The sequence below is a fragment of the Actinomyces sp. oral taxon 849 str. F0330 genome, from assembly GCF_000239715.1.
Lineage (GTDB): Bacteria > Actinomycetota > Actinomycetes > Actinomycetales > Actinomycetaceae > Actinomyces > Actinomyces johnsonii.
The window spans coordinates 13,620-20,972 of the sequence record NZ_JH470351.1 but is presented as its reverse complement, the minus strand read 5'-3'; the positions used below and the strand labels follow the sequence as shown (position 1 = coordinate 20,972).

The 7,353-nt window shown below is 68.4% G+C and carries 7 protein-coding genes and 1 pseudogene; 6 read left to right on the top strand and 2 right to left on the bottom strand.

Annotated features, from left to right (window positions below):
• Together HMPREF0975_RS05860 and HMPREF0975_RS05855 are read left to right on the top strand one after the other, a co-directional pair.
• Positions 1-441: flotillin domain-containing protein (locus tag HMPREF0975_RS05860; RefSeq protein WP_009233228.1), on the top strand; the 441-nt coding region annotated here is incomplete at its 5' end.
• 259 nt (positions 442-700) lie between these two features.
• Positions 701-1,435 (top strand): L-ribulose-5-phosphate 4-epimerase, encoded by a 735-nt coding sequence (locus HMPREF0975_RS05855; protein ID WP_009233227.1) that lies wholly within the window; start codon positions 701-703, stop codon positions 1,433-1,435.
• Between the two features lie 84 nt (positions 1,436-1,519).
• On the opposite strand, the gene HMPREF0975_RS05850 is transcribed toward HMPREF0975_RS05855, so the two are convergent.
• Both HMPREF0975_RS05850 and HMPREF0975_RS05845 read right to left on the bottom strand, forming a co-directional pair.
• Complete coding sequence (locus HMPREF0975_RS05850) at positions 1,520-2,917, bottom strand: MFS transporter (RefSeq protein ID WP_009233226.1); 1,398 nt, start codon at positions 2,915-2,917, stop codon at positions 1,520-1,522.
• A 32-nt stretch (positions 2,918-2,949) separates the two neighbouring features.
• Positions 2,950-3,657, bottom strand: coding sequence for a sugar kinase (locus HMPREF0975_RS05845; RefSeq protein ID WP_009233225.1), 708 nt, complete (start codon positions 3,655-3,657; stop codon positions 2,950-2,952).
• 207 nt (positions 3,658-3,864) lie between these two features.
• On the opposite strand from HMPREF0975_RS05845, the gene HMPREF0975_RS05840 reads away from it, so the two are divergent.
• The 4 genes and pseudogenes from HMPREF0975_RS05840 to HMPREF0975_RS16110 form a co-directional block, all read left to right on the top strand.
• The gene (locus HMPREF0975_RS05840) at positions 3,865-4,188 is read left to right on the top strand and encodes a sugar-binding domain-containing protein (RefSeq protein WP_009233224.1); all 324 of its coding nucleotides are present in this window, start codon (positions 3,865-3,867) and stop codon (positions 4,186-4,188) included.
• 163 nt (positions 4,189-4,351) lie between these two features.
• Entirely contained in the window at positions 4,352-6,442 is a 2,091-nt protein-coding gene (gene tkt / locus HMPREF0975_RS05835; RefSeq protein WP_009233223.1) for a transketolase, read from the top strand.
• Between the two features lie 229 nt (positions 6,443-6,671).
• Positions 6,672-7,127, top strand: coding sequence for a hypothetical protein (locus tag HMPREF0975_RS05830; protein ID WP_009233222.1), 456 nt, complete (start codon positions 6,672-6,674; stop codon positions 7,125-7,127).
• 62 nt (positions 7,128-7,189) lie between these two features.
• Positions 7,190-7,353: pseudogene (locus tag HMPREF0975_RS16110) on the top strand (DNA repair protein RadA); the annotation flags it as partial.

Here is a 7,353-nt window from a genome sequence, read left to right as displayed (position 1 = left end):
GCCGAGGCCGAGGCCAAGGCGACCGCGGCCAGGGCCCGCGCGGAGGCCGACGCCATCGCCGCCCGCGGTCAGGCCGAGGCCGACACGATCCGCGCTGCCGGTGAGGCCGAGGCCAAGGCCATGAGCGACAAGGCCGACGCCCTGGCCAAGTACGGCGACGCCGCCACCCGCCAGATGCTGCTGGATAAGGCCCCCGAGATCGCGCGGGCCCTGAGCGAGCCGCTGGCCAGCGTGCGCGACCTGTCGATCATCTCCACCGAGGGCGCTTCGGCGCTGCCCAAGGCCGTGGCCAACAACGTCGAGCAGCTCGACGTCATCCTGCGCAGCCTGGTGGGCACGGGCCTGACCGACATGGTGGGCAGCCACCTGCCGGACTCCGGCTCCTCCGATGGAGACGAGGGCAAGGCCCCGGTCGACGTCGTCGAGCACCGGAAGGGCTGAGGCCCACACGGCCCGCAGACGATCTGGGGCATGTCACGCGGCCGGGTGCGGGAGTCTCGCACCCGGCCGCGTGACATGCCCCGTCGAGTTCCAGCGGCGCATCGCACGCAGGCCGGCTCCGCAACCGCCCGCGCTCGGCCACGCGCCGGTATCCCAGGAACGGTGAACATTCGTGCGCGGTGCGTGGTGACGCGGACCCGCCGGCTCCGAAGAATCGCCAGTGAAACCGGATATCACTGACGAACAAAGGAGCACGCGCATGAGCGAGAGGATCATCCTGACCGACCTCGACGAGCAGATGCAGGAGGCGGTGGCGGACACCAGACAGCGGGTGGCCGAACTCCACGCCGAGCTGCCCCGGTGGGGGCTGGTGGTGTGGACCGCGGGCAACGTCTCCGAGCGGGTCGTCGTCGACCGTGGCGACGGGCCCGTCAAGACCGATCTGTTCGTCATCAAGCCCTCCGGCGTCTCCTACGACGAGCTGACCGCGGACACCATGGTGGTCTGCACGCTCGACGGGGAGAAGATCGACGATGGGACCCCGGCCTCGCTGACGCCCTCATCGGACACTGCCGCGCACGCCTACGTCTACCGTCACCGCGGCGATGTCGGTGGCGTGGTCCACACCCACTCCCCCTACGCCACCGCCTGGGCTGCGCGACGCGAGCCGATTCCCTGCGCCCTGACGATGATGGGCGACGAGTTCGGCGGAGACATCCCGATCGGACCCTTCGCTCTCATCGGCGACGACTCGATCGGCCGCGGCATCGTGGAGACCCTGGAGGGTTCCAGATCTCCGGCGGTCCTCATGGCCAACCACGGTCCCTTCACCGTCGGCAAGGACGCGCGCGACGCCGTCAAGGCCGCCGTCATGTGCGAGGAGGTCGCCCGCACGATGAGCATCGCCGAGCAGCTCGGCGAGGTGAAGCCGATTCCGGCCGACATGGTGGATCGCCTCAACGACCGGTACCAGCACGTCTACGGCCAGCACTGAGCAACCGACCTGCGGGGCCGACGAGCCCGGTCACCACCCGGACGACAACTGCGCACCGTCGGGGGCTCGGGCGCCTCGGAGACCTCAGATGTCCTCCAGGGAGGCGCCCTTCGTCTCACGGGCGAAGAGGTAGATGATGCCTCCGGCGAAGAGCAGTACCGCGAAGACGATGAAGGGGAGGAAGACCACCTCGGCGCTCAGCTTGCTGCCTCCGATGAGGGCTCCCACGAAGTAGGGGCCGACGACCTTGGCGACGGATCCGATTCCATATCCCAGCCCCAGGCCGGTGGACCGGGCCTCGGTCGGGAACTGCTCACCGCCGAAGGCGTTGAGGATGCCGAAGGCGCCGTCGCCGAACATCATGACGATGAAGATGCCCGCGAAGAACACGTAACCGGCGCTGCCGATCTCGTCCCCATGGACCATGCGGGTGGAGAAGGCCGCTATCAGGGACCCGACGGCGCCGATCACGCCGCATCCGAACATCGTCCAGCGCCGTCCGATCCGGTCCGAGATCCAGGCCGAGCCCAGGCGTCCCAGCAGGTCTCCCAAAGATACGAGCATGAACAGGGTCGCAACCGTGCCGGCCTCGAACTTGAAGGACTGCCCCAGCAGCGTCTGCCCCCAGGACTGGACGGTGAAGGAGCCCAGGATGAAGGAGAAGGAACCGAGGGCCACGACGAGCAGCTGCTTGGGGTACTTGGTGAAGACCACTGAGTAGGAGGCGGAGCTCTTGTCGGGGATGGGTGGCAGATCGGCGACCTGCTCGACAGGGATCTCCATGGCCCAGGCGTAGGCGGCCCTAGCCTCCTCCTCACGTCCCCGGGACTGCAGGAAGCGCGGCGATTCCGGAACGATGCGGGTCCAGGCCAGCAGGACGATGGGAATGCAGCCGACGGCGATGAGTCCGCGCCAGCCCAGGGTGTCGCCGAAGTACCTGGTAACCAGTCCGCCCAGGAAGATGCCCGCGGGAATGAAGACACTGGTGAGGCCCGCCAGGAGGCCGCGCTGCTTGGCGGGTACGAACTCCTGGACGAAGGGCACCGAGGTGATGTTCAGACCGCCCACGCCGAACCCGACGCCGGTGCGCAGGATCGCCAGCAGGATCCAGCCGTTGACCGGGGTGAAGGCCGAAGCCGCGGTGAAGACGACGAGGACGACGATGCACCAGATGAAGGCGTGCTTGCGTCCCCACACGTCGGCCAGCCGCCCCCAAGTGATCGAGCCCAGGACCGTGCCTAGACCCGCTCCGGCCAGGATGACGCCGGAGTGGAAGCCGGTGAGGCTCCATCCCGGGGTCTCGATCAGCAGGTTGACGATGAAGCCGATGAGGAACATGTCGAAGAACTCCGACACGTTGCCCACGATGGCCATTCCGATGAGGGACTTCTGGTGGCCGGTGAGGCGGTGGTTGTCGATCTGTTCGGGAGCGGTGCGCCCTAACGGCGCCGCATCGTGCTCATCATGTGTGTGGGTGCTCATGAGTGAACCAATCCTTGTCAGAAAGAGGCGCTTCAGCGCACGATGTCCGAGCCTTGGAGAGCCAGGAGATCGCCGGGGCGCACATGAGTGAGGTCGCCGTGGTGGGTCAGGGCGAGCTGGGCAACTTTGGTACCCATCTCGATACCGCGCCCGACGTCGCCGTCGAGCCAGCCGTGCAGGGTACCGGCCACGAAGGAGTCCCCCGCCCCGGGCCGGTCGATGACCGGGACGGATTTGATCTCGTAGACGCTCTCGCCCCCGGCGGCAGTGGACAGGTAGGTGCCGGCGCGCCCATCGGTGGACACGACCGTGGGGGCTCCGATCTCCTCGCGCAGGGCCCGGCACACGTCGACGCCCTGGCCCGGGATGCCGAAGACGACACCTGCGTCGGTGCGCGAGCAGAACAGGATCGAGGCGCCTCTGGCGATCGGCTTCAGAACGGCCCGGGCCTGCTCGCCGTCCCACAGCAGGGAGCGGAAGTTGACGTCGAGGGCGACGTCGACGCCCCGATCGCGGGCGGCGTCGGCAAAATAGCGCACCACCCGGGCAGTCTCGGGGGTCAGGGCCGCCGTGATCCCGGTGAGGAAGACCAGGCGGGTGTCGAGCAGGGTGTCCCAGTCGAACTCCTCGGGCAGGATGTTGCGGAAGGGCGTGTACTCACGATCGTAGGTGACCTTGCCCGGCAGCGGGGACTCGCCCGGCTCGAGGAAGTAGAGGGCGACGCAGCCCTCGTCGTCCATGACGACTAAATTTTAACTGCAACCCTCCGCAATTGAGCACTTCGCTAGACGCTCCTCGATCAAGACAAAATACGTCATATGTGAACCCAGAGGAAGTGCTGACGACAGATTTATTGAAGGAAGGCCGCTCTGACACAACATCAGTGTCAGCACTCAACTCACCCACTCTCCCTTTACTGAGAGGAATAGCGTCCCACGGTCTCGCGTATGCTCTCCGAGGCCCGCCGGCACGGCATCGTCGCGGTCACGGTGTCCCATCCCATTGAGCGGCTTATGGCCCTCGAGGAGCGCCTGACGCGGGCCTTCGGGCTCAAGGAGGCGCGAGTCGCCGAGGGCAACCACGTGCGCACGGCTCTGTGCGACCGCACCCTGTGCCTGGATCCCTCCCGGCTCAGCGAGATCCCCTTGGTCATCGGCGTGGCCGCGGGCCGGGACAAGGTCGATGCTCTGCGCGCCACCCTGCGCGGGGACTACCTGTCGGCCCTCGTCACCGACGAGAGCACCGCCCGCTCCCTCCTGGAGGGCGTCTGAGGGGAGGCCCGGGGCGAGTCAGAATGAACACGCGTTCACCCGTGTACTTGCCCGTCCCTGCGGAAGCGGGAAGGATCAGCACTGATACCCGGCCACAGATGCACCGGCACGGTGCCCGTGGCCGAGAGTGATATGCACCCTCATGCACAAGGAGTCCTCAGTTATGAGTGCTGAGCCGCTGCTCACCGATCTCGACCGCCGGACGATCGCGGTTTCCAAGGCCCTGGCCGCCGACGCCGTGGAAAAGGCGGGGTCGGGCCACCCCGGTACGCCGATCTCATTGGCGTCGGTGGCGTGGCTGCTCTACCAGCGCGAGATGGTCCACGACCCGCTCGACCCGGGCTGGTTGGGGCGCGACCGGTTCGTGTTGTCGATCGGGCACGCCTCGTTGATGCAGTACATCCAGCTGTTCCTGGCCGGCTACGACATCGACCTGAGCGGTTTCACGGCCTTCCGCTCGCCGGCCGGCCTGCCGGGTCACCCGGAGTTCGGTGAGGTGGCGGGCGTCGAGACCACGACCGGCCCGCTGGGGGCGGGCTTCGCCAACGCGGTGGGACTGGCCATGGCCGCGCGCCGCGAGCACGGGCTGCTCGACGCCGGCGCCCCGCTGGGCGAGTCGGTCTTCGACCATTTCGTCTACACGGTTCTCGGTGACGGCTGCATGCAGGAGGGCGTGAGCTCGGAGGCCGCCTCCCTGGCCGGTACCCAGCAGCTGGGCAACCTCATCGCCATCTACGACGACAACGATATCTCCATCGAGGGCAACACGGACATCGCCTTCACCGAGGACCCCTCGGCCCGCTTCGAGGCCTACGGGTGGCAGGTGCTCGACGTCGACTGGCGTACCGGCCCCGACGGCTACGTCGAGGACCTCCAGGCGCTGCACGAGGCCATCGTGGCGGCTCGCGCCGAGACCGAGCGCCCGTCGCTGATCCGCCTGCACACGATCATCGCCTGGCCCTCGCCGACCAAGCAGGGCCAGGAGTCATCGCATGGCGCTAAGCTCGGGGGCGAGGAGGTCGCCGGTCTCAAGCGGGCCCTGGGCCTGGATCCCGAGCAGAGCTTCATCCTTCCCGACGACGTCGTCACCCACGCCCGCGCCCGGGCCGCAGAGAACACCCGGGCCGCCCGGGCGGTCTGGGACGAGCGCTTCGCGGCCTGGCAGCGGGCCAACCCCGACGGTGCCGCACTGCTGGAGCGCCTTGAGGCCCACCGCCTGCCCGAGGGCCTCCAGACGGCCCTGCCGACCTGGGAGGTCGGCCAGTCCCTGGCGACCCGTGCGGCTTCGGGCAAGGTGCTCTCCGCGTTGGCTGGCGTGGTGCCCGAGCTGTGGGGCGGGTCGGCGGACCTGGCCGGCTCGAACAACACGACCATGGCGGGCGAGCCCTCCTTCTTGCCCGCTCCCCTGGCGCAGGCCGACGGCGACGGGCCCTTCGGGCGCACCATCCACTTCGGTGTGCGCGAGCACGCCATGGGCTCGATCCTCAACGGGATCGCCCTGGACGGGCTCACCCGCCCCTACGGGGGCACCTTCATGGTGTTCTCCGACTACATGCGCCCGGCCGTGCGCCTGGCCGCGCTCATGGGCATCGGCTCGATCTTCGTGTGGTCCCACGACTCCATCGGCGTGGGCGAGGATGGCCCCACCCACCAGCCGATCGAGCACCTGGCCTCCCTGCGCGCTATCCCGGGCCTGGCTGTGGTGCGGCCCGGGGACGCCAACGAGACCGCCGCGGCGTGGGCCGAGATCCTGGCCCGCCCGGGCGAGCCGGCCGGCATCGCCCTGTCGCGTCAGAACCTCACCGTGAACGCCTCCGCCGCCGCTGCGGCCGAGGGCGTGCGCCGGGGCGCCTACGTCCTGGCTGAGGCCACCGACGCAGGCGGCGGCCAGGCCGACCCCGAGGTGGTCCTGATCGCCACCGGCTCCGAGGTCGGCGTGGCCGTGGCCGCCCGAGACATCCTCCAAGGGCAGGGCACGCCCACCCGGGTGGTCTCCGCCCCCTGCCTGGAGTGGTTCGCCCGGCAGGACACCTCTTACCGGGACCAGGTGCTGCCGGCCGGTACCGCCAAGGTCTCCATCGAGGCCGGCATCGCCATGGGCTGGCGCGAGATCGTCGGCGACGCGGGCGAGATCGTCTCCCTGGACCACTACGGCACCTCCGCCGCCGGCACCGCCCTGTTCGAGGAATACGGATTCACCGCCAACAACGTCGCCCAGCGGGCCCGTCAGGCGCTGGCCCGTACCCGCGCCTGACGCCCGTCCCCATCACCACCGAGCCGGTCGTTCTTCAGGTAGCCCCACGGATTGTCCGTATGGCTACCTGAAGAACGACCGGCTCAATGTGTGAGAAATATATATCACGGGGATACTACTCCCCATACTGGGCAGGTGACGTGCCGGAAGATTTTGGGCACGCTGGATCCGGTCGCGCCGCCGAGCGCGCTGCGACACCATTCCCCGAACACAGAAAAGGTCGTCTCTCATGAGCGCACAGCAACCCGCCCAGAGCATCCCCCAGACCCCTGACAGCAACGACTCCGGTGAGGACCAGCCCCTGCGCACGCGCTACTACTACCTCATCATGACCATCATGGTCGTGATCGGCGTCGTCATCGATATCGCGATCTTCATCGGGATCATCACGAACGCCGAGGGGAGGGTGCGCATCCCCTACCTGGTCTTCATTCTTCCCGTTGTCGGCGCTCTGGCGGTCGGCAGGTTCGCCGACGCGGCCCTGGCCAAGAAGTCTCCCCACCTGGTGCCCGGTTACATGGCCCCGCAGTACCAGCCCTATCCGGGTGCGACCCCTGCACAGCAAGGCTACGGCCAGCCCCAGCAGCCGCAGTACGGACAGGTCCCCACCGGTCAGGCTCCCCAGAACCAGCAGCCCTATGACCAGGGAGGGCAGCCGGGGCAGACCGGCCCGGTCGGCTACTGAGGCCCGGAGGGCGCCGAGCAGATGCCCGAATAGATGTCGGTGGGGCCCGATACGCTCCCGTCGTGCCCACATCGAAGAGTTCCAAAGCTCCCAAGGTCTCCTACCACTGCACCGAGTGCGGCTGGTCCAGCCCCAAGTGGATGGGCCAGTGCCGGGAATGCCGGGAGTGGGGGACCCTGGAGGAGGTCCAGGCCGCCGGCACCTCGGGCGGGGCCGTCGGCGGCAG